Annotated in this window: 15 protein-coding genes; 8 read left to right on the top strand and 7 right to left on the bottom strand. The window is 73.3% G+C overall.

Annotated elements, in window-relative coordinates; all coding sequences use genetic code 11:
- Positions 1-93 precede the first annotated feature (93 nt).
- Positions 94-2,088, bottom strand: a complete 1,995-nt coding sequence (locus AAC134_RS14100; protein ID WP_339949741.1) for an alpha/beta fold hydrolase — start codon at positions 2,086-2,088, stop codon at positions 94-96.
- Positions 2,089-2,264: 176 nt separating this feature from the next.
- Between AAC134_RS14100 and AAC134_RS14095 the strand changes: the two genes are divergently transcribed.
- The 4 genes from AAC134_RS14095 (at position 2,265) to AAC134_RS14080 (ending at position 11,201) form a co-directional block, all read left to right on the top strand.
- Positions 2,265-9,242 carry a calcium-binding protein gene (locus AAC134_RS14095; RefSeq protein ID WP_339949740.1) on the top strand — a complete coding sequence of 2,326 codons (6,978 nt, stop codon included), beginning with the start codon at positions 2,265-2,267 and terminating at the stop codon, positions 9,240-9,242.
- A gap of 52 nt (positions 9,243-9,294) precedes the next feature.
- On the top strand, positions 9,295-9,864 hold the full coding sequence (locus AAC134_RS14090) for a hypothetical protein (protein ID WP_339949739.1): 570 nt from the start codon (positions 9,295-9,297) through the stop codon (positions 9,862-9,864).
- 26 nt (positions 9,865-9,890) lie between these two features.
- A complete protein-coding gene (locus AAC134_RS14085; protein WP_339949738.1) occupies positions 9,891-10,403 on the top strand; it encodes a hypothetical protein in 513 nt (170 codons plus the stop codon).
- Between the two features lie 84 nt (positions 10,404-10,487).
- Positions 10,488-11,201, top strand: coding sequence for a hypothetical protein (locus tag AAC134_RS14080; RefSeq protein WP_339949737.1), 714 nt, complete (start codon positions 10,488-10,490; stop codon positions 11,199-11,201).
- Between the two features lie 823 nt (positions 11,202-12,024).
- On the opposite strand, the gene AAC134_RS14075 is transcribed toward AAC134_RS14080, so the two are convergent.
- The 3 genes from AAC134_RS14075 to dctP all read right to left on the bottom strand — a co-directional run bounded on the left by AAC134_RS14075 (position 12,025) and on the right by dctP (position 15,070).
- Positions 12,025-13,368 (bottom strand): TRAP transporter large permease subunit, encoded by a 1,344-nt coding sequence (locus tag AAC134_RS14075; RefSeq protein WP_339949736.1) that lies wholly within the window; start codon positions 13,366-13,368, stop codon positions 12,025-12,027.
- A complete protein-coding gene (locus AAC134_RS14070; protein WP_339949735.1) occupies positions 13,365-13,910 on the bottom strand; it encodes a TRAP transporter small permease subunit in 546 nt (181 codons plus the stop codon). The genes AAC134_RS14075 and AAC134_RS14070 overlap by 4 nt, the downstream gene beginning before the upstream one ends.
- A gap of 125 nt (positions 13,911-14,035) precedes the next feature.
- Positions 14,036-15,070 carry a TRAP transporter substrate-binding protein DctP gene (gene dctP / locus AAC134_RS14065; protein WP_339949734.1) on the bottom strand — a complete coding sequence of 345 codons (1,035 nt, stop codon included), beginning with the start codon at positions 15,068-15,070 and terminating at the stop codon, positions 14,036-14,038.
- 199 nt (positions 15,071-15,269) lie between these two features.
- Here dctP and AAC134_RS14060 point away from each other — a divergent pair, with 199 nt between their 5' ends.
- From AAC134_RS14060 to AAC134_RS14045, 4 genes are read left to right on the top strand one after another with little or no spacing between them, the layout of a single operon-like run.
- Positions 15,270-17,183 carry an NAD(P)/FAD-dependent oxidoreductase gene (locus tag AAC134_RS14060; protein WP_339949733.1) on the top strand — a complete coding sequence of 638 codons (1,914 nt, stop codon included), beginning with the start codon at positions 15,270-15,272 and terminating at the stop codon, positions 17,181-17,183.
- Positions 17,184-17,226: 43 nt separating this feature from the next.
- Positions 17,227-17,994 (top strand): SDR family oxidoreductase, encoded by a 768-nt coding sequence (locus tag AAC134_RS14055; protein WP_339949732.1) that lies wholly within the window; start codon positions 17,227-17,229, stop codon positions 17,992-17,994.
- On the top strand, positions 17,991-19,613 hold the full coding sequence (locus tag AAC134_RS14050) for an AMP-binding protein (protein WP_339949731.1): 1,623 nt from the start codon (positions 17,991-17,993) through the stop codon (positions 19,611-19,613). Before AAC134_RS14055 ends, AAC134_RS14050 begins: the two co-directional genes overlap by 4 nt.
- A 35-nt stretch (positions 19,614-19,648) precedes the next feature.
- Positions 19,649-20,356: a TetR/AcrR family transcriptional regulator gene (locus AAC134_RS14045; protein ID WP_339949730.1), complete on the top strand. Its 708-nt coding sequence runs from the start codon at positions 19,649-19,651 to the stop codon at positions 20,354-20,356.
- 412 nt (positions 20,357-20,768) lie between these two features.
- Here the strand turns inward: AAC134_RS14045 and AAC134_RS14040 are convergent, their stop codons facing one another.
- From AAC134_RS14040 to AAC134_RS14030, 3 genes are read right to left on the bottom strand one after another with little or no spacing between them, the layout of a single operon-like run.
- The gene (locus tag AAC134_RS14040; protein ID WP_339949729.1) at positions 20,769-21,947 is read right to left on the bottom strand and encodes a M20 family metallopeptidase; all 1,179 of its coding nucleotides are present in this window, start codon (positions 21,945-21,947) and stop codon (positions 20,769-20,771) included.
- Positions 21,944-23,614, bottom strand: a complete 1,671-nt coding sequence (locus AAC134_RS14035; RefSeq protein WP_339949728.1) for a hydantoinase B/oxoprolinase family protein — start codon at positions 23,612-23,614, stop codon at positions 21,944-21,946. The genes AAC134_RS14040 and AAC134_RS14035 overlap by 4 nt, the downstream gene beginning before the upstream one ends.
- Complete coding sequence (locus AAC134_RS14030; protein WP_339949727.1) at positions 23,611-25,620, bottom strand: hydantoinase/oxoprolinase family protein; 2,010 nt, start codon at positions 25,618-25,620, stop codon at positions 23,611-23,613. Before AAC134_RS14030 ends, AAC134_RS14035 begins: the two co-directional genes overlap by 4 nt.
- Positions 25,621-25,662: the final 42 nt, after the last annotated feature.

Here is a 25,662-nt window from a genome sequence, read left to right as displayed (position 1 = left end):
CCCGATCCTGCGAGTGACGCTGAGACGGACCCGCTCGCCGCCCGCCTGCGCAGGGGGGATGGAGACCCCTTCTCCCGCCCCGACGCGGCAGGCTCACAGGCGGCGGGCGATGACGTCGGGGTGGGTGTGCAGGATCAGCTGGGCGCCGTCGGGGATCATCTCCAGTTGGCGGAGGGGGGAGCGGGCGGCGAACGCCTCGACCGTGTCCAGGCGCACCACCGGGTCGTGGGCGCCGTGGATCAGGATCTGCTCGCAGCGCGCCGCGTCGGCCGCGTCGGACCAGTCGCGGGTGACGTGGATCGCGTCGCCGGCGAAGGCGGCGGGACCCTGGGCGACGGAGGCGTGAAACCCCGCGTAGAGGATGGCGCGGATCTCGGGGTCCTCGGCCGTGCGCCGGTCGCGGCTGTCGTCGGGGTAGAGGCGGCGCAGGAAGCGATCCTCGCGCCCCGAGCGGATCATCGCCACCCCGCCGCGCACGATCAGCGGCAGCACGTTGGGGGTGAACCGCGCCGTCCAGGCCATCACCCGCTGGCGCGCGGACATGATCCGGAATTGCCGCGCGCTCTGGATCGGCACGCCCCCGGAGACGCAGACCAGCCGCGTCACCCGCTCCGGCAGGCGCCGCGCCGCCTCGTAGCCGTAGAGCGAGCCGGCCATGTGACCCAGGATCGTCACCGCCCCCAGCTCCAGCCGGTCGAGCACCTGGGCGAGGTCGGCCGCCACCGTCGCGGGCAGCGTCTCGGGCGAGGGGGCGGGGCTGGCGCGGCCAAAGCCGGGGCGCAGCGGGACCACCAGGCGCAGGCCCCGCTCCGACAGGCGCCGCGCGAAGGCCTCGGTGACCCGGCCCTCGTCCAGCATCCCGTGCAGCAGCAGCACCGGGCGGCCGTCGGGCGGACCCTGCAGGGCCACCGGCTGGCGGCGCCCGTCGTCGAGCGTCAGCTCCTCGACCCGCCGGGCCTCGTCCCCGGGGCCGAGGCGGCGCGGGGCGGTCTCGGGCGCCGCCCCCGGCTCGGTCGGCAGCGCCAGCGTCGCCACATGGCGCACCACCTCGACCTTGGAGCGCATGCCCATCTTGCGCAGCAGCGTCTTGATCTGCGTCTGCACCGTCGCCAGCGAGGAGCCGCGCCGCGCCGCGATCGCCGCCGGCTCCCGCCCGAGGGCCACGCCCTCCAGCACCTCCAGCTCGGCCGGGGTCAGGGAAAAGGCCTCGCCGAGCTGGCGGGCCATCTGCGGCGTCCACAGGAAGGCGACCTGCGACAGGCGGGCCGAGGGGGTCTCGCCCCCCGCCCCGGCCGGCAGCGCCTCGAGCGAGAACAGCCGGCCCTCGCCCTGAGGCGTGTCGAGCCGCAGCAGCAGCAGCCGCTCCGGGCTGCGGCCGGCGGCATGATCGTCCTCGGCCGCCAGCCGCGCCTCCAGCCGGGACAGCGCCTCGGCCAGCCGCGCCAGCCCCTCGGGGTCAAGCCCCAGCGCCCGCGAGGCCTCGGCCAGCGTCGCGCCGGGCAGGCGGCCGGCGGGCAGCTCGAACGCCGCGCGCGCCGCGTCGTTGGCCGCCAGCAGGCCCCGAGACGAGACGATGAACGCCGGCCGGGGCTCATCCTTCACCAGCTGTTCAGGGTCGAGCTGCGGGCGCGGGCGCAGGCGGCGCATCAGCTCCTCCGCCTGTCGGAAATGCCGTTCGACGGATGGATCTATCAGCCCCTCGAGCCGGGAGGGAACCTCCGCGTCGATGCGCGAGTCGAGCAGCGGTTCCGCCGCCGCCGAGAGGTAGAGACCCCAGGTGCGCATCGTCTCGTCATAGCGCAGCGGGTCGATGGGCAGGCCGTAGAGCGTCTCGATCAGCGCGTCGCGAAGTTCGGGCGAGACGCCGCTCGCGGCGGGGGGCGAGGCGGGGTCCGGGGCGGCCAGCGGAGCGTGCTCCCCGGATGCTCCCGCCCCAGCCTGCGTTGCCGTTTGCGGCCCTGACGCGGGGGCGCGATCCGCCTCGCGCCCGGCGCCGGGGTCCGGCCCCTCGGCCTCCGGCGTCGGGCCTGTCCGATCCGCGTCGCGGGCGCTCTCGGCGCCCGGGCTTTCGCCCTTCGATGGTCCCACGTCCGGTCCGCTCCCCAGCTTCCCCGCGCGCGCCTCCCCGGCCGGCGACGCCGGTCGGCGGGCGCGGCGCCCCCGGTCCGTCATACACCAGTTGGGGTATTGATGAGACCGGTCGATCCGCGCCCCCTGCGGCCCTCCCGCCGGCGCCCGCCGTGCGCAGCGAAAGGCCCGGTTCCATGAGCGACGGTTTCCTCCAGCAGGTGTTCGACACCCTGGGCATCGACGATCTCGCCGATTTTGCGGGCCTTTCGGATCCCTACGATTTCGGCTGGGGCTCGGGACTGTTCCCGCACATGATCGGCCAGCTCGACGAGGTGATGGGGACCGTCGCCGACCAGCTCGAAAACAACGCGCTCGCCTATTCCGCCTCCGAACTGCAGAGCCTGGCCCACGTCGCGGGCCTGCTGAACAACGCCCACGCGCTGCTGACCAGCGCCCAGTCGCTCTACGACACGTTCTCCACCGCCGCCTCGCTGGACGGGCTGACCGGCGGCATGGCGATGCTGGGCAGCATGGCGGGCAACGCGGGGACCGCCATCGCCGCGGCGGGCGCGGCGCTGGGCCTGCTGGGCGCCGCCGTGGGAAGCGGGCCGGTGGGCGCGCTGCTGGCCCTGACCAGCGCCACGATGGGGGGGCTCGGCTCCACCCTGGTGGCGATCCAGTCGGCGGTGGGAGAGTTCAACCAGCTGGTCGAGGCGATCGACGCCGCGCTCAACAGCCGCGGCGCCGGCGGCGCCGAGCCCGCCGACGACAGCCCTGCGGCCGCCATGCCCGACCATGTCGACACCTGGGGCGACGGCCCGCTGACCCCCGACGAGCAGCAGACGATCCTCGACAAGACGGTGACCCCGGGCGAGCCCCTCGTCATCTACCCGCCCGAGGAGGAGGAGCCCCCCGAGGAGATCGACGTCGACGAGGCCCCGATCGAGGATCCCACGACCCCGCCCACCCCCTCGCCCCCCTCGAACTCGGGGGGCGGCCCCGGCGGCTGGAGCCCGCCGGGCGGCGGCTCGGGCGCCTCGGCCCCGGACATGACCTATCTCGAGGGCCTGTTCCCCGGCGGCGGCGGCGGCGACGGGCTCGGGCCGGGCTTTCCCGGCTCGGGCGACACGATCAGCCACGTGGACCCGCTGGTGCTGGACCTGGACGGCGACGGGATCGAGCTGACCTCCCCCGCAGACGCGCCGGTCTACTGGGACGACGACGGCGACGGGGTGGCCACGCTGACCGGCTGGGTCGACCGCGACGACGGCCTGCTGGCCCGCGATCTCGACGGCAACGGCCGGATCGAGACCCAGGCCGAGCTGTTCGGCACGCGGGAGGAGGACGCGCTGTTCGACCTCGCCACCCAGGACCAGGACCGCAACGGCCGCATCGACGCCGCGGACGAGATCTGGAGCAGTCTGCGCGTCTGGCGGGACCTGAACGCCGACGGCGTCTCCCAGGTGGGCGAGCTTCAGACCATGGAGCAGGCCGGCATCGCCGCCCTGTTCACCGAGCGCGTGGGCGACGGCCGGCTGGTCGAGAACAACGTGATCACGGCGACGTCCCGCTACGCGCTGACCGACGGCACGATGCGCGAGAGCGCCTCGGTCCTGTTCGGCGTGGTCAACCGCCTGGGCCGCAGCGACCCGCCCGAGGACCCCGAGGCGCTGGCCACGGTCGCCTACATGCCCTTCGTGAAGGGCTTCGGCGACCTGGCCGACCTGCCGGTCGCCGCGCTGGGCGACCCGACCCTGCACGGACTGGTCGACGCCCTGATCGCCGACGCGGGCGCCTTGGGCGTGGGCGAGCTGCGCGCGCGCTTCGAGACGATCGCCCTGCGCTGGGCCGGGGTCGACGGGGTCTCGGGCGCGAACGCCCACGAGGAATCCGCGCAGAAGCGCGCCTTCATCGAGGCGGCGCTGGGCGAGCCGCGCCCCGAGGCGACCTCCGAGGTGGACCGGCTCAACACCGAGCATCACTACCGCAGCCTGGTCGACTCGCTGCTGCTGCGCTTCACCCTCGACCTGCCCGAGGCGCAGTTCCTGACCGCCCTGACCGACGCCGACCGCGCCGCGGCCCTGACGAGCCCCTGGGTCGCCCTGCGCGCCCTGGACCAGAACCGCGACACCGGCGCCGTGACCGGCGAGCTGGAAGTGGCGATCCACGACATCCTGCAGGCCGCCGGGCGCAAGGAGACCCGCTCCGAGGCGCTCGACCTGATCGCGGCCACGATGCCGGGCCTGCGGGCGCTGGAGACCGAGTACTGGCCCGCCACCCGCGACGGCGGCTTCGGCGAGGGCGCGTTCGAGGACTACATCCGCGACGCGCTGGCGCAATGGGGCGACGACCCCGGCCTCTCGGCCTTCGCCTACGCGATGCTGTTCACCACCGGCGAGGACCTGGGCGGGGACGGCGCGGACGCGGTGACGCTGCTGCGCTCGGATGACCTGGGGCGCTACCAGAACAACATCCAGGTGCGCGCCCAGGTGGTCGAGGGGCGCGGCGGCGACGACGTGATCGACGCCGACATGCGCATGGGCGCCGGGACTTCGCCGCTGGAGACGGACAACCGCTCGCTGACGCTGCTGTATTCGCAGGGCGACGGCGACGATCAGGTGCTGGCGACCTGGCTCTGGGGCTCGCTGCACATCCACCTGCGCGACATCGACGCCGTGGACGTCAGTTTCCTCCACGACGGCGACGACCAGCTGATCCGCTTCGCCGAGGGCGGCTCGATCCGGGTCGTCGGCGCCCAGGCCGGGGCGCTGGCCGGGCTGACGGTCTACAGCGCCGACGGCGAGGTCCTGCGCGTGGCGTCGCGCCGCCAGGTCGCCGACGAGGCGAACGAGACGCTCTCGGGCGATTTCGAGGCGGAGGTCTACGTGGTCTCGACCGGGCTGGGCGAGATCACCGTGGCCGAAAGCCACTACACCTCCGCCGGCGTGGGCGAGGACCGGATCGAGCTGCGCGACGTGACGCTCGCCGACGCCACGATCCGGCTCGACGGGGCGGACCTGGTGATCGGCTTCGCCAACGGCGATCCCGGCGACGGGGTGCGCGTCACCGGCCAGTTCGCCACCGGCTTCTTCTCCAACACGCCGCAGACAAGGGTGGAGCGGTTCGCCTTCGCCGACGGGGTCGAGGTCGCGGCCGAGGACATGCTGGGCCTGATGCACGCCGCCGCCCAGACCGCGGGGGCCGACACGATCGAGGGGACCCGCTTCGCCGAGACCCTGCTGCTGGGCGCCGGCGACGACCTGCTGCGGGGGCGCGACGGCGCCGACGTCTACCTGCGCCCCGCCGACGCCTCGGGCGACGCGGTGATCGAGGACGCGGGCGCCCATGGCTCGCAGGACCGGCTGGTGCTCGAGGGCGCGGACCTGGCCGACGTCGCGCTGTCCCGGCAGGGCGACGATCTAGTGCTGACCCTGACCGGCGGCTCGCTCACCGTGCGCGACCAGTTCGCCGCCAGCGGCGTGTCCAGCATCGAGAGCTTCGTCTTCGAGGACGCCGAGCTCGATGCGCGCGAAATGCGCGAGCGGCTCGGCCCGGCGCCGGGGGGCGAGACGACCCTGACCGGAACCGCCGACCCCGAGACGCTGACCGGCACGGCTCTGGACGAGACCCTGCGCTCGGCGGGCGGCGCGGACCTGATGCGCGGGCAGGGCGGTTCGGACCTCTATCACTGGGGTCCGGGGGACGGCGACGACGTGATCGACGAGAACGGCGCCCGCGCCACCGCCGACTTCGACCGCGTGTCGATCGCGGCGAGGCCGGAGGAGGTGATCCTCTCGCGCGTCGGCGGCGACGTGGTGGTCGAGCTGCTGGCGACCGGCGAGACGCTGACCCTGCGCCGCCAGCTCTCCAGCGCCGACGGACGCCGGGCGGTCGAGGAGATGGTCTTCGACGACGGCACGCTGTGGGACGGGGACGCGATCGCCGCCGCGGCCGCCCTTCGCGGAACCGACGCCGCCGACAGTCTGAACGGAACCAACCGCGACGAGCGGTTCGTGGGCGGCGCCGGCGACGACGCGATGCGCGGCTACGCCGGCGCCGATGTCTACGAGATCGGCCCGGGCGAGGGCGTCGACCAGATCATCGACGGCCTCTACGGCGGCGAATCGGTCGAGAACGTGCTGCGCCTGAGCGGCCTCGACCTTGCCGATCTGCGCTTCGAGCGGGTGCTGGAGGACGACGGCGGCGCCACCCAGGACCTGTTCATCCGCACCGGCGCAGGCGACGACGGCGTGCTGCTCGAAAACCAGCTGGTCGAGGATCTCTTCGCCGCGATCCGCCCCGTGCAGCGGGTGGAGCTGTCCGACGGCACGGTGCTGGACGCCGACGATCTCGCGGCCCGCGCCGCGGTCTACGGGACCGACGGCGACGACGTGATCTCGGCCTGGGGCCGGACCGACGGGCTGGGCGGCGACGACCTGGTGACGCTGACCACCAGCACGCAGGACGTGGTGATCTGGGGGCCGGGCCGGGGCAGCGACACGGTGCAGGGCTTCGAACACGGCGGCCACGGCGACCGGGTGCGGATCGAGGGCGCCGGCTGGGAGGACCTGAGCTTCAGCCGCGACGGCGTCGATCTGGTGGTCACGCTCGAGGCCACCGGCGAGACGCTGACGCTCGCGCGCCATTTCGACGACATCGCCAACGGCCGCTGGTACGGCGTCTCGGGGCTGCAGGGCGACGACTTCAGCCTCGACCGACGGGGCCTCGCCGAGGCCTCGCTGCCCGATCCCACGCCCGCCGCGCAGACCATCACCGGCGGTTTCGACGGCGAGACGCTGGTCGGCGGGGCCGGCGAGGACGTGCTGGACGGGCGCAGCGGCTCGGACCTCTATCTCTGGCGGCGCGGCGACGGCAACGACGTGATCTCCGACAGCGCGGTGGAGCGCGATGAGAACCCCTCGATCGACACGCTGCTGCTTCAGGACGTGGACCGCGACGGGGTGCGTCTGTCGCGGCCGGGCGGGATCGGCTTCGACCTGGCGATCCGGGTGGTCGAGACCGGGGAGGTGATCACCCTGCTGGGCCAGCTGGCGCCCGATGGGCCGATCGAGTGGCTGCGCTTCGCCGACGGCTCGCGGCTGGCCATCGACACCCTGTCGAGCACGATCCCCTGGATCGCGCCCGACGGGGGCGCCACGCTCGAAACCACCTGGAGCGACGACTCGCTGGTCGGCGGCGACGGCGGCGACCGGCTCATGGGGCGCGAGGGCGCGGACGCCTACGCCTGGGCGCCGGGCGGGGGCGACGACACCATCGACGAGAGCGTCGAGGACTACGTCTTCGGCGAGGCGGACCCGGGCGAGGACCCGCCCGTCACCGTCGTCGAGGTTCCCGGCGAAAGCCTCGGCGACAGCCTCACCCTGCGCGGCGTGAGGCTGGCCCAGATCCAGGTCTCGCGCCAGCCGGGCGGCGACGACATGCTGCTGACCGTGGCCGGCACGGGCGAGGCGCTGACCGTGCGCGACCAGTTCTTCTCGGCCGCCGCGGGGATCGAGATCCTGGCGCTGGAGGACGCCCGCCTCTCCGCCGCCGACCTGGCGGAGATGGCCGGGGCAGAGACCCTTTCGGGCCCCGGCGACCTCTCGGGAAGCTGGATGGCCGAGCGGTTCGTGCTGGCGGCCGGCGACCAGACCGTGACCACCGGCGGCGGCGCCGACGAGATCGTGGTCGCCCCCGGCGGCGGGCTCGACGTGATCGAGGGCTTCCGGCGGGAAGACGGCGGCACCCTGATCCGCCTGTCGGGAGAGCCCTTCGCGAGCTTCGCGGCCCTGCTGGCCGCTGCGACCGACACCGCCGATGGCGTGCGCATCGAGCTCGGCGGAGGCGACGCGCTGCTGCTCTCGGGGATCGAGGCGGCCGACCTCGAACCCTGGAGCTTCGGCTTCGCCCGCGGCCCGATCGCGGCCGACGACGGCGGCGGCGTGCTGATGGGCACCCTGCTCGACGACGTGCTGCGCGGCGGCGCGGGCGACGACGACATCGCCCCGCTGGCCGGCGACGACAGCATCGAGGGCGGCGAGGGGCTCGACCGCCTGCTGCTCTCGGGGGTCGAGGCCGGCTACGCGATCGAGGATCTCGGCGACGGCCGCCTGCGGGTCGAGGATATCGACTCCTCCGACGGCGACGACGGCAGCAACCTGATCCGCGGGATCGAACGGCTGCGCTTCAACGGCGACGGCTCGGTCCTCGACCTGGCGGGCAACGCCCCCCCCACGGCCGAGGCCCTGTCGGCGAGCATGGACGAGGACGGCGTCCTCTCCGGCGCGCTGCCGGGCGCGGACGCCGACGGCGACGACCTGGAGTGGAGCCTGGTCTCGGGCCCCGCGCACGGCACGGTCTCGATCGACGACGACGGCCTCTATCGCTACACGCCGGACGCCGATTTCTCCGGCCAGGACGCGTTCGAGTGGCGCGTCTCGGATGGGGAGGAGGAGGCGACCGCCACCGTCTCCATCGCCATCGCTCCGGTCAACGACGCGCCGGAGACGCTGGCCGCGCTGGATGCGCGCTTCGACGAGGACGACGCCATCGCGGTCGACCTGCTCGACCCCGGACGGGTGCGCGACGTGGACCGTGACGCGCTCGACGTCTTCGCGCTGTCCATCGAGGTCGACCGCCCCGGCGTCTCGGTCGAGGGCTGGAGCCTCGTGGGCGGCGTGCTGACCCTGCCCGAGGGCGCCTTCGACGCGCTCGACGCGGGCGAGGAGGCGGTGCTGAGCCTGTCCTGGCGGGTGGGCGACGGCGCGACCTCGATCGCGGTTTCGGGCGCGATCACCGTGACCGGCGCCGACGATCCGCTGCCGGTGGTCGACGACGACGGCTCGGGCACGGCGGCGGGCGGCGAGGGGGACGAGATGATCGTCACCGGCGCCGGCGGCTACGACCGGGCGTCCGGCGGCGGCGGGGCGGACGTGTTCGCCTTCGGCGCGGAACTGTCGAACGGCGTGCGCGAGCGCGACGTGATCCTCGACTTCGAGGCGGGCGTGGACTCGATCCTCATCGCCACGGGTCATGCCTGGCAGGCGATCTTCACCGCCTCAGGCGCCGTGATCCGGGCCGGCGCGGACGGCGACATGATCCATATCGCCGGCGCCGGCCTGACCTTCGAGGACCTCGGCATCGAGGTCGCGGACTGGGAGGCGCTGGTGTGAGCGCCCCCGTCCCCCCCTTCCCGAACATGCGACCCGACACCGGAGACGCCCCATGATCCCGACCGCATTCCCCCGTGCCGCCCTCGCCGGCCTCGGTCTCGCCGCGGCGCTGCTGGCGGCGCCGGCGGCGGCGCTGCCCCTCGACGTCGATCTCGAGGGGACGCCCAGCCTCGGCGCGGGGACCTTCGACTACATCGCCGCGTTCTCGGAGTTCGCCTCCCTCGACATCGCCTTCGCCAGCGGGCCGGAGACGGGGACGGGGGCGCTGCTGTTCATGGACCTTGCGGACCCGAGCTTCGCCACGGTGGACCTCGACGGGGTCGCGGCCTCGGTCGAGGCCTGGGGCCATGACGACGACCGGATCGAGCTGCGCCTGGCGGGGCTGCCTGCCTATGACGACGGGGCGCTGCTGACCCTGTCGGGCTTCGGCCTCGCGCCCGGGCAGGACCCGTTCGTCGCGATCCCCGCCGCCGGCGACATGACCTACACCGACGTCGTCGTGACCCTGCAGGCGATCGCCCCGCCCTCGACCGGGCCGGGCACGCCGGTTCCGCTGCCCCCTGCGGCGGCCTTCCTTGCGGCCGGCATCGCTTTGCTGGTCCGCCCGCGCCGCCGCCGCTAAGGCGCGGCCCGCGTCGCCGGCGTTCCGTGTGGGAGACGCCGGCGACGCCCCTCCACATTTCCCGTCTCGTGACATCGCCCGTCCTCGGCTCGTTCTGCGGCTCCGCCGACAGCCGCCGCGCCGGCGGCGCAAACCTCGCCAGGGTCTTCGGATCCGGCGCGTCCGCGCGGATGCGGCGTCTGAACCAGCCGATCAACCGCCTCGGCGGGAGGAATCCTCGTCGGTCCGACAAGATCGACGGGATGACCGCGAGCCCATTCGGCGCCACCCGCGGCGCCCCGGCTGATCGCATCGTCGCCGTCGCCGTCGTCCTCGCCAAAGATGAAGCGCTCGATCCCGATCATTGTGTCGCGCAAGCCGGGCGGCGGCGTCAGGATCTCGGCGCCCGAGCCGCCCGAGACGTCATCGTCGCCCCGCGCGCCGCGGGCGGCGCCTGCCCCTCACGGTCCCGAACCGCCGTCTGCATCGTCGAACTACCTGCGCTTCACAGGCGCGGCATACGCGGATTATTGATCGTCCTCAGCGTCATGACCATTTGATCGGCGCTCGCCCAAGGCCCGGAGACCGAGACGCCGCCCCTGTCCGACAGCGGACGGAGCCATCTCGAAACAGTCGGGCGCCGGGTGAACGGCGACGTGGCCTGCTACAGCCCCGAGGGCGCGTTGCCGGAGCCTGCGACGCGCGGACAGCCCCAACAGCCAGAGCGCGACCGGAGCGGCAACCTGACCGCGGACTCGCTCGATCTTCTTCTCGGCGGGATCGCCGTCGCGGTGTTGGCGGGCATTCCCCATCACCTCTGGCGTTTCGGCGCGCCGGCGCCGGCCTCGCCGAGAGCGCGGCCCAACGAGACCTGTCCCGAGGCGACGGCCGCCGCGCTTCCCACGCTGGCCGAGATCCTGGCGATCGACGACAGGAACGCCGCGCTCGTGGAGCTGGCGCGCAGAGCCCTGATGCGCGCCGCGGACCGGACCGGCATGCGTTGGCAGACGAGCTGGATCGCGGCGATCTCCTGTGTCGATTGCCGCGGGACGCCGCCGATCGCCTGCGCCGGAGGAGGTCTTCGTGGGCGACACCGCCGAGCTGCGGCTGTCGCTCGACGGGGCGATCCCGGGCCCGACGGGGGGCTCGCCTGGCCCGCGGGCCTGTCCGGCGCCGCGGTCTTCGCCTTCGACGACGCCGCGGCGCGGGTCGCCGCCGGTCAGCTGATCCAGGACCGCCGGGTGGTCATCGAGCGGTTGGCGCGGCGGGGCGTGCGCGTCCTCGACGCGCGTCCCGGCGAGGCGACGGCGCGGCTGGTGACGGCCTATCTCGAAACCAGGTCGCGGAAGATGCCGTGACGCGGGACATCTCGCGGCTCCTCCGGTCCAGCCGCTTCCGGGCAGAACGCGAGACCGACTGGCGGCGGCTCAAGGCGCCGGTCGCCCCCGCCGAGCGCGCCGGCGCGCACCGCATGGATTTCGCGGCCGCACGCGACCTCGCCGCCTCCGCCTCCGCACCCGCCGGATGCGCCGCGCCTGCCCGTTCCTGCCGGTCGGCTTCCTGGCGATGGCGCTGGGCGTCCTGGCGTGCGGGGCGCTCTGTTTCGAGGATCCGTCGTGGTCCTCGGTGTTCATGCCGAGCGAGCTTGCGAACGGTCGCGGGCCGGGCTCCTCGGCGGCCGAGCTGCGGCCCGCCCGAACCCGAGGGGCTGGCGACCTTCGCTACCTGCCTGTTCGCCCACGCCACGCGCATCGCCATCTTCAGCTTCGGCCGCGGTGCCCGGACGGGGCGGGATCACGACAGCGCGCGGACAAAGGCCAGGACGCGAGGGCGCAGCGCGTCGGCAGGGGGCGCGCATGCCATGAGGAAGCCCGTGCCGACCTTCAGCCCTTGGTCTTCAGCAGCCTGGCCGGCAGCGGCGCGCGTTCGGCGCGATCCGGTCGTCGTCGCCATGCGTCGCCAGTGCGCGGACCGAGCCGGCGCGCAGGCCGGCGGCGCGCCGCACGGGCCGACGCGACGCCCTCCAGATCACGCCGATCGCGAAGACAGGCGGCGGCGCCGGGTTGGACCGGACCGGCGGACAGAGTCGGGGTTCGGAGCCGGCCGGAACCGCCTCATGTCGGCGCATCCGTCCATAGAGCCGGCGCCCCGGTCGGGCCGCGGAGGGGGCCGGAGCCCCGCTCAGTGCATCATCGTGGGCAGCCAGGTGGCGAGACCGGGGAACATCAGCACGAGGCCGATCACGCCGTACATGATCAGGACATAGGGCAGGCAGGCCCGCCAGATCGCGCCCATGCCGACCGACTTCAGCCGCCCGCAGCCCTCCATTTCCGACGCCTGGATCAATATCCCCTTGAGGAAGAACAGGTTCATGCCGAACGGCGGGGTCACGTAGCCGGCCGCGATCGCCATCATCATCAGCACGCCGAACCAGACCTGGTCGACGCCCAACGTCTGCACCACGGGCATCATGATCGGGCTGACGATGAAGATGATCGCCGAGCCGTCGATGAACATCCCCAGCAGCGTGACCACCAGCACGAACAGCAGGATCATCCCCACGGGCCCGATGTCGATGCCGATCATCATGTCGGCCAGCATCCGCGCCGCCCCCGAGAGTTGCAGGAGCCGCGTGAACAGCGAGCCGCCGATCAGCAGACTGACCACCATGATCGAGACCTCGCCCGACGTGCGCAGAGCCGCGAGCAGGCTGCGAAGGCCCATGGACCCCGACAGCACCGCGATCAGCAGCGTGCCGAAGGCGCCGATGGCCGCGGCCTCGGTCGGCGTCGCCACGCCGAACCAGATCGTGCCCAGCACGAGGGCGACCAGCCCCAGGGCCGGCGCCACCTGCCGCGAGGCGCGCAGCTTCTCGGCGAAGCTCGGACGCTCCTCCGGCGGCAGGGGCGGGGCGAGCTCGGGGCGGGCGAGGCAGCGCAGCAGGATCCAGCCGCAGAAGCCCAGCGCGATGACCAGGCCCGGCAGGAAGCCGCCGAAGAACAGGCTGCCGACCGGTATGCCGGTGAAGCCGCCCAGCAGCACGCCGATCACCGTCGGCGGGATCAGCACCCCCAGCGCGCCGCCGGGCGGCAGGCCGCCGATGGCGATGCTCACGTCGTAGCCGCGCCGGATCATCGCCGGGATCGACAGCACGCCCAGCACCAGCACCGCGGTGCCGCCGACCCCGGTCATGGCGCCGATCAGCGTGGCCGCGACCATCGTGCCGACAGCCAGCCCCCCCGGCAGCCCCCCGCTCCACTTGTAGATCGCTTCGTAGAGCTTCGCGCCGATGCCCGATCGCTCCAGGCAGACCGCCATGAAGATGAAAAGCGGAGCGGCGATGAAGATCTCGGTCGTGGTGGTCTCGAAGACCGTGGCAGGCAGGAGCTGGAGGATGAAGGGGCCCTTCAGCAGCACCATCCAGCCGATGGAAACGCCCACAAGCGACCAGGCCACGGGAAAGCCCAGCGCCAGGAACGCCACGAGGTTGGCGAAGATCAGCAGGGTCGCGAGTTCCGTGCTCATGCCTCCGGGCTCCCATGGCCGGATGCGGCGGCGGGGGCGAAGACCGCGACCGCCGCGCGCAGGAACTGGACGACGGCCTGAAGCAGCAGCAGGGCCGCGCCGAGCGGGAGCATGAACTTCACCGGCCACAGCGGCGGCGCGAAGAGGCTGGAGGCGTGCTCGTCCCGGGTCCAGGAGCGCAGGAAGTACTCCCAGCAGGTCCAGGCGACGACGGCCGCGACCGCGATCAGCAGCGCGCCGAACAGCAGACCCAGCAGCGCCTGGCCCCGCGGCGGCAGCGCCCCGGTCAGCACGTCGACCCGCACGTTCAGGTCCTTCCGATGCACCTGCGCCAGGCCCAGCATCACCATGGTCGCCATCAGCTGGACGTTGACGTCCCACGCCCAGATCGTCGGCCGGTTGAAGAGGTAGCGCGAGCCCACCTCGAAGCAGGCGATCAGCGTGATGGCCAGCAGCGCCAGCCCCGACACCGTGGCCGCGGCCGCGCTGAGACGATCGATCGCCCGCGCGAGCCGGGCGGCGACGCCGTCTTGGTGGATCATGGCTCCGGTTCCCTGTGGAGGCTGCACGGCGTCGCCGCGCGTCCGCTCGCGTCGCCCCGGGCGGACGGAGAGGGCGCGCAGCGCGATCCCGCCGGGCGGGGCCCGGCGGGATCGCGGCGGGGGGCTCAGGTCGCGTCGAGCTCCTGGCGCTGGGCGCGCACCAGCTCGACGCCGCGGGCCGCGAGGTCGGACTTGGCCGCGACCGCGTCCCACGCGGCCTGGGCGGTCTCGGACAGGCGGGCCTCGTCCTCGGGCGTCAGCTTCAGCATCTTCATGCCGGCGTCCGTCAGCACCTTCATCTTCTGCGCTTCGGCCGCGGAATAGGCCATCGCCTGCGCGGCGCCGCCGTAGCGGGCGGCGAAGTCGACGACCTGGCGCAGCTCCTCGGGCAGGGCGTCGAAGACGTCGGCGTTGAACACGAACTGGCCGACGCCGGTGTTCCAGTTGGGCTCGTAGATCATCGACTTGCAGAAGTCCTGCAGGTTGGCCGCCGCCACCGCCTCGGCCCCGTAGAGCACGCCGTCGATCGTGCCCAGCTGCATGGCGGTGTAGAGTTCCGCCCCGGGGATCACCACCGGCGCCGCCCCCAGCCGCTGCACGAAGTCGCCGTACACGCCGAGCGCCCGGATCTTCTTGCCCTCGAGATCGCTCAGCGACCCGAGCTCGTCGCGCATCGCCACGCCGTAGGTCAGGCTGATCACGGCGGGGAAGTAGCGGACGTTGAAGCGGGATTCATAGGCCTCGCGGATGATCTCCAGCAGGCCGCGCTCGTAATAGGCGTCGTAGGCCTCCCACGGGTGCTTCCAGGCCATGGGCAGGCCGACCTCGATGTCCGCCTCCGGAACCGAGCCGGAGTAGAACGCGCCGTAGGACTGCATGGCGTCCAGCAGCCCCTGGTCGACGGCGTCCAGCATCTCGGTCACCGAGACCAGCGCGCCGGCGTCGTAGACCTCGAACTTGATGCGCCCGGCGCTCATCGTCTCGACCAGCTCGCGGAAGCCCTGGGCGGTGATCGTGGTGAAGGCCTGGTTCGGCGGGTGAGAGCCCTGGAACCGGAGCGTGTGGACCTTCCCGTCGTCGGCCTTCGCCGCCCGTGCGGCGATCCCCGCCGCCGCAGCGGCCATGCCGCCGGACAGAATCGCACGTCTGTTGTACGTCATCGCATCCTCCCTAATCCCGGGTCGCGACGCCCCGCCGGCGGTTCCGCCGAAGAGCCTTGCGCCCGCTCGTCTTCCCTCGGCGACGGCCCGTCCGGGCCGCTGCGCTTGACGATGTGAATTTTGCATACTACTGGGTATCACAAATGTCCATACCGCTCGAAACGGCAGGCGATCAGGACCATCAGGAGGAGCGACCGAGGTGACCGACGAGGGATCCGACATCCGCAAGCGCCTGGAGTCGGCCGATTGCGTGCCGCTGGCGCTGGCGCTGGCCCAGATGATCGGCGACCCGTCGCCCGTGGAGGAGATCGCGCCCTACGTTCGCGGGCCGTGGGACTACTCCGAATCGATCCCCGACTCGCTGAAGGCGGCGATCCGCGACCGGGCGGCCGAGGCGATGCAGGCCCATGCCCGGGGCCGCCCGCCCGCGCTGCCGCGCCCCGACCCCGCCACGCTGCGCCGGATGATGAGCGTGGCCGTCGGCGAAGAGGTCGGCGAGGACTACGTGCCGATGGCGCTCGAGCAGATGGACCTCGCCTCGGGGGAGGCCCGTCTGGTCGCGCCGCCCGCGTCCCCCGCCGGGGGCCGCCTGCGGGCGCTGGTGATCGGGGCCGGGGTCTCGGGCATCTGCGCGGCGACGCAGCTTCAGGAGATGGGCGTGCCCTTCACCCTGCTGGAGAAGAACCGAGAGATCGGCGGCACCTGGTTCGAGAACCGCTACCCCGGCTGCGCAGTCGACACGCCCAACCACTTCTACCAGTTCGCGTTCGAGCCGAACGACGCGTGGCCCGAATACTTCTCCCACCAGGACAGCATCCTAGCCTACCTCCGTCACTGCGTCGAGAAATACGACCTGCGCCGGAACCTGCGCCTGGGGGTCGAGGTCGAGCGCGCCGAATGGGACGCCGCCCGGCGCCTCTGGCGCGCGACCCTGCGCGACGAGGCCGGCGCGCGCACGCAGCTTGAGGCGGAGATCCTGATCTCGGCCGTCGGCCAGCTCAACCGCCCCTCGGTCCCCGACCTGCCGGGACTGAAGACCTTCGCCGGCCCCGCCGTCCACACCGCCTGCTGGCCGGAGGCGGGGCTGGATCTCGCCGGCAAGCGCGTGGCGCTGGTCGGCACGGGGGCGAGCGCGGTGCAGGTCGGCCCGGCCATCGCGCCCGAGGTCGCGAAGCTGACGGTCCTGCAACGCTCCGGCGCCTGGGTGGCGCGGCGGCCCAACGTCGACCGCAAGGTCTCTCCCGACAAGATGTGGGCGCTGCGGGAGGTGCCCTTCTATGCGCCCTGGTATCGCTTCCAGCTGTTCTGGGGCTTCGCCGACGGGCTCTTCGACGCGCTGCGGATCGACCCCGACTGGGACGACGGCGGCCGCTCGATCTCGGCGCGCAACCTCAAGATCCGCGAGGCGATGGAGCGCCACATCCGGCGCGAGCTCGAGGGTCGGGAGGACCTGCTCGACCGCGTGATCCCGACCTATCCGCCCTTCGGAAAGCGCGTGCTGGCGGACGCCGGCTGGTACCGGATGCTGCGGCGCGAGAACGTGGAGCTGCGCGCCGAGGGCGTCGAGCGGGTCGAGCGCGGCGCCCTCGTGCTGCGCGACGGCTCGCGCGTCGAGGCGGACGCCATCGTCTTCGCCACCGGCTTCCATGCCGGCAAGATGCTGTGGCCGATGGAGATCGTGGGCCGCGAGGGCCGCAGCCAGCGCGACATCTGGGGCGACGACGACCCGCGCGCCTACCTCGGGCTCGCGGCGCCGGAGTTCCCGAACTTCTTCATGATGTACGGGCCCAACACCAACCTGGGCCACGGCGGCTCGGCGGTGTTTCTCGCCGAATGCCAGATGCGCTTCATCGCCGGCGTGCTGCGCGCGATGGTCGAGCGGGACCTGGACACGGTCGAGATCCGGCGCGACGTCCACGACGCCTACAACGAGGACATCGACGCCCGCCTGAAGACGCTGGTCTGGAGCCATCCGGCGGTGACCACCTGGTACAAGAACGCCGGCGGCCGGATCATCACCAACCAGCCCTGGAGGCTGGTCGACTACTGGCGGCTGACCCACGATCCCGACCTGAGGGAATTCGTGGTCGAGGCGACGGAGAAGGCCGGCTGAATCCGGCCCCCGGAAGGCGCGCACGCGCGGGAGGAACTTCGACATGCAGGACGACACCCTGTTTCAGGCCGGCGCCGCGGTGGTGATCGGCGGCAGCGGCGGAATCGGGCGCGCCACCTGCCGCGCGCTCGCCGCCGCGGGCGCCGACGTGGCGCTGACCTGGCGCTCGAACGCCGAGGCCGGCCGCGCCGCCGCCGCCGAGGTCGAGGCCGAGGGCCGCCGCGCCGAGGCGAGCGCGCTCGACGTCACCGACCGCGCCGCCGTCGCCGCCTTCCTCGAGCGCGCCGCGCAAAGCTTCGGCGGCATCCACACGCTGGTGCTGGCCACCGGGGCCGACATCTCGATGACCTACGTGGCCGAGATCGAGGACGACGAGTGGGACCGCACCGTCGCGGGCGACCTGACCGGCTGCTACAACGTCATCAAGGCCGCGGTGCCCCATCTTCGCGCCTCGCGCGGGTCGGTGGTGGCGATGACCTCGGCCGCCCTGCACCGCTACGCTCAGAAGGACGTGCTCTCGGCCGTGCCCAAGGCCGCGGTCGAGGTCCTGATCAAGGGCGTCGCGCGCGAGGAGGGGCGCGCGGGCGTGCGCGCCAACGCCATCGCGCTGGGGGTGATCGACGCGGGCCTGTTCCACCGCCTGACCGAGCGGGTCGACGACCGCTTCCTCGACGCCATGAAGCGCAACACCGCCCTGCGCCGCTTCGGGCAGGCCGAGGAGGCGGCCGACCTCGCGGTGTTCCTCGCCTCCCGCAAGGCCGGCTACATCACCGGGCAGAGCATCGCCCTGGACGGAGGCTATTCGATATGACCGCCTCCGATCCCCGTCCGACGATCTCGGCGATGCTGCGGGCCTCGGCGGCGCGCTGGCCCGACCTGCCCTGCTGGGTGGAGGACGGGCGCGAAACATCCTACGCCGCCTTCGACGCCGAGGTGGACCGGCTGGCCGCCGGTCTATTGGACCAGGGCGTCGGCAAGGGCGACCATGTCGCCGTCTGGCTGCCCAACATCCGCGAATGGATGCTGGCGTTCTGCGCCGTGGCGCGGATCGGCGCGGTGATCGTGCCCGTGAACACCCGCTACAAGACCGAGGAGACCGCCTACGTCCTGGGCCAGTCGGACGCCCGCCTGCTGGTGATGACGCCGCGCATGTGGAAGGCCGACTACCTCGCCATGCTGGCCGAGATCGCGCCCGAGATGGCGGGCCAGCGCCCGGGCGAGCTGTCGCTCGCGGCCTTGCCGCACCTGCGCAGCGTGCTGGTCCTGGGCGACGAGGCGCCGCCGGGCGCCGCGCCCCTCGGCTCCATCCTACGCGACGATCCCGAGGCCGTGCGGCGGGCCGAGGCCGCCGTGGCCCCCTCGGACATGCTGCTGATCTGCTACACCTCTGGCAGCACCGGCGCGCCCAAGGGCGTGATGCACGACCATGGCGTGATCGAGCAGTCGACCCGCGTCGGCCTCGCCATGCATGTCGAGGCCGGCGACCGGGTCATGGCGCACATGCCCTTCTACCATTCGGCCGGGCTCTACATGGCGCTGATCACCTCGCTGTCGCTGGGCGCGGCCATCGTGCCCCTGGTGCAGTGGGAGCCGCGCCGCGCGCTGGAACTGATCCGCGACCATCGGGTGACCATGTTCGGCGGCATCCCGACCCACTATCACGACCTCTGCGCCCTGCCGGACCTCGAGGACTACGACACCTCTTCGCTGAAGGCGGCCTGGATCGGCGGCTCGGCGGTGATGCAGGAGACGTTCGAGCGGATCATGCGCGCCCTGCGCCTGCCCCGCCTCCTGTCGACCTACGGGATGACCGAGAACACCATCTCGACCTCCTTCAACGCCTGGGACGACCCGGTGGAGCTCTGCTGCCGCAACAAGGCGCCGCTGCTGTCGCGCTGCGAGGTGAAGATCGTCGACCCCGAGACGCTGGCCGAGCGGCCTGCGGGCGAGGAGGGCGAGATCTGGTGCCGGGGCGAGACGGTGATGATGGGTTACTACCGCAACCCCGAAGCCACGGCCGCGACGATCACCCCCGAGGGCTGGCTGCGCAGCGGCGACCTCGGCACGCTGGACGCCGCCGGCTATCTCTCGATCACCGGCAGGCTCAAGGAGATGATGAAGATCGGCGGCACCAACGCCTCGCCCATCGAGATCGAGCAGCGACTGGCCGCGCATCCGGCCGTCGCCGCCTCGGTGGTGGTGGGCGTGCCGGACGCGCGGATGGGCGAGGTCGCCTGGGCCTGGGTGCAGCTCAGCGCGCCGGGGGCGGCGGACGCGGCCGAGCTGATCGCGCATTGCGCCCGCGGTCTCGCCGACTACAAGGTGCCGCGGCACGTTGAGTTCGTGAGCGAGTTTCCCCTGACCGCCACTGGAAAGGTCCAGCGCAACGTGGTCGCCCGCATGGCGCGGGACCTGGCGACGACGGGATGAGGGATGACGCGGAAAACGAGCAGCGGGGCGGCAGGATGAGTTCGGACGGCGGGGCGGCGAACAGGGCCAGGCCGGCGGCGGAGACGTCCCGCGCGCCGCGCCGGCGCGTCGGCCGCCCGCCTCGCCGCGACGACGACCCCGCCGCCGAGCGCAACCGCTGGGAAGTCCTGCGCGCCGCCGCGCGCGCCTTCATGCAGCACGGCTACGCCTCGACCTCGATCGACACCGTCGCCGACGTGCTGGGCGCCACCAAGGGGCGGGTCTATTACTACTACCGCTCCAAGGCGGACCTGTTCTTCGACCTGCACCGCGTGGCGATGGAGATGAATCTCGACGCGATCCGTCCGATCGCGACCGGTCCGGGCTCGCCCTCCGAGCGTCTCGAGCGGATGATCCTCGCGCATGTGAAGCTGGTGCTGGACGAGCTGCCCCTGCAGTGCGTTTCGGTTCAGGGCGTTCAGATGCACCTGGCCGGCAGCACCACGCCGACGCAACGCAAGGTGCTGGACCGGCTGATAGAGGCCCGCGACGAGTATGAGCGCCACTTCATCGACGTGATGGCCGAGGGCATCGTCGCCGGCGAGTTCCGCGACTGCGACCCCCGCACCCTGGTGAAGCCTCTGCTCGGCGCGCTGAACTGGATGACGATCTGGTATCGCCCGCGCCCCGGCGACACCGAGGAAAGCCGCCGCCATATCGCTCATGAACACGCCGCGTTCCTGATGCGGGGACTGTTGTCCTGACCCCCTGAAAACGCTCGGCCCGACGGTTCGGACGCGGCGGGAGGCAGGGACGAGGCCGGCTTGCGAGCGGGGGGGACCTCGGGCGCGAAGCCCTCCTGCCGCCGCGCCGCCGCCGGGCCTCGACGGCGATCCGCGCGGCCTTGAGCCATCGGCGGAGCTGCCCGTCGAGCGGCGCGTCCCGGATCATGCGCTGGACGCTCTCGATACAGCCGTCGTGTTCAGGGCCCGCGGACTCGATTCCCCCGGCGTCGAGGCGCAGGCTCCCCATCCGCCGCATCGCCCTCGCCGCGAACTCCGGGCCGTCCCCGCCGACGGGATCTGGGACAGCGCCCCCGCGCCGGCCGGGCGAGGACAGACGGGGTCGCAAGCGCCCCGGGGACGCCCGATCCGCTTGCCCGGACCGCTTGAAGGCTCAGGCGCTGCCGCGCGCGGGGACCCCGGCGTCCTCCAGAAACCGTTCCGACAGCATCATCCCGCGCATCAGGGCCGCGCGGGGGGCGAGCGTGGCGAGGTCGATGTGCTCGTCCTCGGCGTGGGCGCCCGCGCCGCCGCAGCCCAGGCCGTCGAGCACCGGCACGCCCGTCGCCGCCGCGAGATTGCCGTCCGAGACGCCGCCGCGGGCGGACTCGCCCAGCTCCATCCCCAACCCGCGCGCCAGGGTCCGGGCGGCGGCGTAGAGGCGGGCGACCGCCTCGGTCCGCTCATAGGGCGGGCGATTGAGACCGCCGGAGACCTCGAGGCGCACGTCCGGATCGAAGGCGGTCCGGGCCAGCATCGCGGCCTCGGCCGCCTCGGCCTGGGCGACGGTCACGGCGCGCATGTCGACCAGCGCCTCGGCCTCGGCGGGCACCACGTTGGGGCGCGTGCCGCCCGTGACGACGCCGACGTTGAAGGTCAGCCCGCTCTCGCGGCTGGTCTGCCCCTCGATGTCGAGGATCTGGCGCGCGATCTCGCGGATCGCCGAGCGGCCGTCGAACAGGTTGCCCCCCGCATGCGCCGCCCGCCCGTGCGCGCGCAGCACGAAACGCCCCCACCCCTTGCGCGAGGTGACCGCCGCGATGTCGGGGCCGAACGAGGGCTCGGGGATCAGCACCAGCGCGGAGCCGGCCGCCAGCCGCTCGATCAGCGCGCGGGAGGCGTCCGAGCCGATCTCCTCGTCGCCGGTCAGCAGCACCTGCAGGGGGCGCGGGGGGACCAGCCCCTCGGCCGCGATCCGGCGCAGGGTCTCGGTCGCGAGGTAGCTGCCCGCCTTCATGTCGAAGACGCCCGGACCGTGCAGGCGTCCGTCGACCTCGGCGATGGGGCGGCGGGCGAGCGTCCCGACCGCCCAGACGGTGTCGACGTGGCCCATGGCGGTGACCGGCGGCCCGGAACACCCCTCGGGCGCGTAGCGCAGCAGCAACTGGCCGCCGCGCTCGGTCGCGGGGAAGCGGGTGCGCTCCACCGGCAGGCCCTCGAACGAGGCTTCCACAAGGTCCAGCAGCGCGTCGATCAGGTCGGGACGCTCGGAGGGGGTCTCGATCTCGGTCCAGGCGCGGATGCCCGCGATCAGCGGGGCGGGGTCGATCCGGTCGGGGCGCAGCAGGGTCATCGGGCAGGGTCCGTCGCATAGGGGGCGGGGTCGAGGACGAGGCCGTCCTCGAGATCGCGGGCAAGGGCGGCGCGGTCGCGCAAGGCCGGGTCGCCCCAGCCGCCGCCGCCGGGCAGGCGCAGCTCCACCACGTCGCCGGGGCGAAGCTCGAAGGTTCCGTAGCCGGGCAGGGCGATCGCCTCGCCCTCGCGCGTCACGGTCAGCGAGGCGAGCGCGCCGTCCCTCCCGCCCTCGCGCCCGCGGGGAGGCCGCACGAAGCGGTCCGAATAGATCGACAGCGACACGTCGTCGGAGAGGATCGCATAGCGGCGATAGATCCCCATGCCGCCGATGAAGCGCCCGGGCCCGAAGCTGCCGGGGATCAGGCCGGTCGCCTCCATGCGCAGGTGGGGCGAGACCTGCTCGATCGCCTCCACCGGGGTCAGCCGGCAGGAGGACAGCACATGGTCGGTGGCGTGGATGGCGTCATAGCCCATCGCGGCCCCCCAACCCCCGCCGACGATGTCGAGATGCAGGTCGAAGCCACCCGGCCGCCTCCGCGACAGGAAGAAGCCGGTGGTGGCGTTCATGCCCTGCGCGGGGATCCGCTCGGGCACGCACTTGCCCAGCGCGTCGTGGACCGCGTCCAGCGCCCGGCAGGCGGCGGTCGCGCGCGCCCGCACCGGCAGGCCGGGACTGGGATGCAGCAGCGACCCCTCGGGCAGATGCACCTTCAGCGGCCGGTTGCAGCCGTCGTTGGCCGGCATCTCCAGATCCCCCAGCGCCGAGCGCAGGGCGGTCACCGCCGCGGCCATCGAGGAGGCGAAGGTCGAGTTGAACATCGAGCGCGCCTCGGGCGCCGAGCCCGCAAAGTCGATCTCGGCCTCGTCGCCTTCGATGCGCACGCGCGCCCGGATGCGCACCGGCGGCGAGCCGGGGGCCGAGCCGTCGGAATCCAGCCACGCCTCGCCCGTCCACTCCCCGTCCGGCAGGGCGGCGATGCCGGCGCGCATCCGCCGCTCGGAGTAGTCGAGCACCTCGGTCATCGCGGCGTGGACGGCGGCGGGGCCGAAGCGCTCGGCCATCTCCAGCACGCGGCGAGTTCCGACGTGGTTGGCGGCGAACTGGGCGTCCATGTCGCCGCGCCCGATGGTGGGGGTGCGGATGTTGGCGAAGATCAGCCGCTCGACCATGCCGCCGCGCCAGTCGCGGTCGACGTCGATCAGCAGCGGCGGGATCACCAGCCCCTCGCCGATCAGGTCCCGCGCGGCCGAATTCACCCCCGGCGCGCCGCCCCCGATGTCGAGATGATGGGCGGTCGATCCCGCCCAGCCCAGCAGCTCTCCCTCATGCAGGATCGGGGTGAAGACGATGATGTCGTTGAGGTGCTGGCCCCCGGAATAGGGGTCGTTGAGGATCACCGCCTGCCCCGGCCGCGGGTCCGACAGGTCGAGCTGCGCGGCCGCCGCGGCGAAGGAGTGGTTCAGCGCCGCGGTCTGCAGCGGGATCATCTCGGCCTGCGCCACGACCCGCCCCTGCGCGTCGAGCAGCGCGCAGGAACAGTCCCGCGCCTCCCGCACCACCGGCGAGAAGGCCGAGCGGACCAGGTTCGCGCCCATCTCGTCGGCCGCCGCCTGCAGGCCGCGGGCGAGGATCATCAGCCGGGCGGGGGAGAGATCGGCGCTCATTCCGCGCGCTCCAGCAGCAGGTCGCCGGTGGGCAGGCACAGCGCCCGCCAGCCCGGGGGGACAAGGGTGGTCGAGCTTGGCTCCTCCAGCACCGCCGGCCCCTCGACCGCGGCGCCGGGGGCGAGGGTTTCGCGCGCAAGAAACAGGGTCGTCAGGCGCGCGCCGGCGATGGTGGCCTCGCGCCGCTCCGCCTCCGGGCCCTCGCCCGAGGGCAGCGGCGGGCGCACCAGCCCGGTCGAGGGGCGGCGGACCGCGATCCGCCAGCCGGTGCTCTCGGCCGCAAGGTCGGCGCGGGCGTAGCCGTAGCGCTGGCGGTGCAGCGCCTCGAAGGCGGCGCGCAGGGCGGCGGCGTCCATCGGCGCGGGGGGCGTGCGCACCGTCAGCTCGAAGGCCTGTCCGGCATAGCGGATGTCGACGCCCAGCTCGATCTCGCAGGCGTCTGGGTCCAGCCCGCCCTCCTGCGCGATGCGGCGGGCGCGGGCGGTCAGCTCCGCCACCCGCCCGGCGTTCAGCGTCGCGTCGTCCAGCGGGCGCAGGTCGGTCTGCGCCGCGTCGAGCGCGATGTCGGCGATCAGCAGCCCGAAGGCCGAGGCGAGGCCGGGCGACCAGGGCACCAGCACCCGGCGCATCCCCAGCTCCTCGGCGACGCAGGCCGCGTGAAGCGGCCCGCCGCCGCCATAGGCGACCAGCGCGAAGCCCTGCGGGTCGACGCCCCGCGCGGTCGAGACAAGCCGCACCGCGCCGGCCATGGCGCCGTTGACGATGCCCAGCGCCATGTCGGCCGTCGCCTCGGCCGGTCCCATCCCCAGCGCTGCCAGCGCCTGCCGGGCGAGGTCGTCGCGCAGCTCCATCCGACCCCCGAAGAACCGCGCCGGGCGCAGCACCCCGGCGATCACCTGGGCGTCGGTGACGGTGGGCCGGGTCCCGCCGCGGCCATAGCAGGCGGGCCCCGGCTCGGCCCCCGCGCTGTCGGGCCCCACCGCCAGGAACCCGCCCGGATCGACCGAGACGATCGAGCCGCCCCCCGCCCCGATGGTCGCCATGTCCAGCGCCGCGACCCGCACCGGCAGGCCGTCGATCTTCATCTCCGCGCTCACCGCGGGCGTCAGGCCGGGCGCCAGCGCCACGTCGGTCGAGGTGCCGCCCATGTCGAGCGTGATCACGTCGCGCAGGCCGTTGCGCTCGGCGAACCACATCGCCGCCCGCATCCCCGCCGCGGGGCCCGACAGCAGCATCCGCACCGCGTTGGCTCCGGCCATCGAGGCCGGCATCGCGCCGCCGTTCGACTGCATGATCTGCAGCACGCCTCTGCGCCCGCGCGCCTTCAGCCCCGCGTCGAGGCGCCCGACATAGCGCTCGACCACAGGGCCCACGAAGGCGTTCAGCGTGGTGGTCAGGGTGCGCTCGTATTCGCGGAACTCCGGGCTGACCTCGTGGCTGACCGAGAGGGGGATGTGGGGCGCGCGCGCCCGGATCAGGGCGGCCAGCGCCTGCTCGTGGGCCGGGTTGCGCCAGCTGTGCAGCAGGCAGATCGCCAGCCCCTCGGCCCCGGCCGCGATCAGCGCCTGCGCCTCGGTCCAGGCGGCCTCGAGGTCGAGGGGGGCCAGGATCGCGCCGTCGGCGGCGATGCGCTCGGGGACCTCGCGGATCATGGCGCGGCGGATCGGGGGCGTGGGGTGGCGGAAGCGCATGTCGAAGATGTCGTGGTCGCGGTCCGCGCGCCCCATGATCGCGACGTCGCGAAACCCCGCCGTGGTCAGCAGCCCCGCTTTCGCCCCCCGCTGCGTCAGCAGCGCGTTGGTCGCGACGGTCGAGCCATGGGTCAGCCGCGCCGCCGCCGCCAGGTCGGCGCCGGCCTCGTCGAGCACGCGCAGCACCGCCTCCTCCGGCGCCGCGGGCGTCGAGGGCGTCTTGCCGGTGGTCAGCGCGCCGTCGGGGGCCGCCATCACCAGGTCGGTGAAGGTGCCGCCGATCTCGACGCCGATCCGGTCGGGGGGGGCGCTCATCGCGTCTCGCCTCCGCAGGGCGCGCGGCCGACCGGCGGAAGG

The sequence above is a fragment of the uncultured Albimonas sp. genome, assembly GCF_963977235.1.
Taxonomy (GTDB): Bacteria; Pseudomonadota; Alphaproteobacteria; order Rhodobacterales; family Rhodobacteraceae; genus Albimonas.
This window is presented reverse-complemented; position numbering and strand designations above follow the sequence as displayed.

What these genes read in the sequence shown, in the direction of transcription:
- AAC134_RS14090 (WP_339949739.1), top strand. Translation starts at nt 9,295, where the DNA reads ATGATCCCGACCGCATTCCCCCGTGCCGCCCTCGCCGGCCTCGGTCTC.
- AAC134_RS14035 (WP_339949728.1), bottom strand. Translation starts at nt 23,614, where the DNA reads ATGAGCGCCGATCTCTCCCCCGCCCGGCTGATGATCCTCGCCCGCGGC.
- AAC134_RS14095 (WP_339949740.1), top strand. Translation starts at nt 2,265, where the DNA reads ATGAGCGACGGTTTCCTCCAGCAGGTGTTCGACACCCTGGGCATCGAC.
- AAC134_RS14055 (WP_339949732.1), top strand. Translation starts at nt 17,227, where the DNA reads ATGCAGGACGACACCCTGTTTCAGGCCGGCGCCGCGGTGGTGATCGGC.
- dctP (WP_339949734.1), bottom strand. Translation starts at nt 15,070, where the DNA reads ATGACGTACAACAGACGTGCGATTCTGTCCGGCGGCATGGCCGCTGCG.
- AAC134_RS14050 (WP_339949731.1), top strand. Translation starts at nt 17,991, where the DNA reads ATGACCGCCTCCGATCCCCGTCCGACGATCTCGGCGATGCTGCGGGCC.
- AAC134_RS14040 (WP_339949729.1), bottom strand. Translation starts at nt 21,947, where the DNA reads ATGACCCTGCTGCGCCCCGACCGGATCGACCCCGCCCCGCTGATCGCG.
- AAC134_RS14030 (WP_339949727.1), bottom strand. Translation starts at nt 25,620, where the DNA reads ATGAGCGCCCCCCCCGACCGGATCGGCGTCGAGATCGGCGGCACCTTC.
- AAC134_RS14075 (WP_339949736.1), bottom strand. Translation starts at nt 13,368, where the DNA reads ATGAGCACGGAACTCGCGACCCTGCTGATCTTCGCCAACCTCGTGGCG.
- AAC134_RS14045 (WP_339949730.1), top strand. Translation starts at nt 19,649, where the DNA reads ATGAGTTCGGACGGCGGGGCGGCGAACAGGGCCAGGCCGGCGGCGGAG.
- AAC134_RS14070 (WP_339949735.1), bottom strand. Translation starts at nt 13,910, where the DNA reads ATGATCCACCAAGACGGCGTCGCCGCCCGGCTCGCGCGGGCGATCGAT.